An 891-nucleotide genomic window follows, 5' to 3' on the forward strand; every position below is an offset into this window, starting at 1 on the left:
CACGGGCGGGCGGGGGCCGGTGTCGGTGCGGGGCGCCGCGGCCAGCAGGGCCCGGCTGTAGGGGTGGCGCGGGTCGGCGAACAGCGCCGCCGCCGGCCCCGTCTCCACCACCCGCCCGGCATACATCACCGCCACATGGTGGGCGAGATGGCGCACCACCGCGAGGTCGTGGCTGATGAACAGCAGCGCCAGGCCGCGCTCGCGCTGCAAATCCTGCAGCAGGTTCACCACCTGCGCCTGCACCGAGACGTCCAGCGCCGAGACCGGCTCATCGCAGACGATCAGCTCCGGCCCCACCGAGAGCGCGCGGGCGATGGCGATGCGCTGCCGCTGGCCGCCGCTGAACTGGTGCGGCAACCGGTCGAGCTGCGCCGGCGAGAGGCCGACACGCTCCATCAGCGCGGCGGCGCGGCGCTCCGCCTCGGCGCGGCCGCAGAGGCGGTGCAGCAGCATCGGCCGCACCAGCGCGTCGCGGATGCGCTCGCGCGGGTTGAGCGAGCCGTAGGGGTCCTGGAACACCACCTGCACGCGGCGCCGCATGTCGCGCAGCGCCGCGCCGCGCAGGCCGCGCAGGTCGGTGCCGTCCAGCAGGATGCGCCCGGCATCGGCCTCCTCCAGGCGCAGCAGCAGGCGGCCGAGCGTGCTCTTGCCGCAGCCGCTCTCGCCCACCACCGCCAGCGTCTCGCCCCGGGCGAGGCGCAGGTCGATGCCGTCCACCGCCCGCAGCCGGCGGCCGCCGGACAGCGGGTAGGTGCGGCTGAGCCCCTCGGCCTGGAGCAGCGGCGGGGCGCTCATGCCGCGCGCCCCGTGGAGAGCGTCTCGACCGGCGCGCGCCAGCAGGCCACCGCATGCCCCGGCGCCAGGGCGCGCAGCGGCGGGGTGGCGGCGCAT

General features: G+C 77.2%; 1 protein-coding gene. It reads right to left on the reverse strand.

Annotated elements, in window-relative coordinates; translation table 11 throughout:
* On the reverse strand, positions 1-795 hold a 795-nt coding region (locus HMPREF0731_RS22005), incomplete at its 3' end, for an ATP-binding cassette domain-containing protein (RefSeq protein WP_007006472.1).
* Between the last annotated feature and the right edge of the window lie 96 nt (positions 796-891).

The organism is Pseudoroseomonas cervicalis ATCC 49957 (assembly GCF_000164635.1).
Lineage (GTDB): Bacteria > Pseudomonadota > Alphaproteobacteria > Acetobacterales > Acetobacteraceae > Pseudoroseomonas > Pseudoroseomonas cervicalis.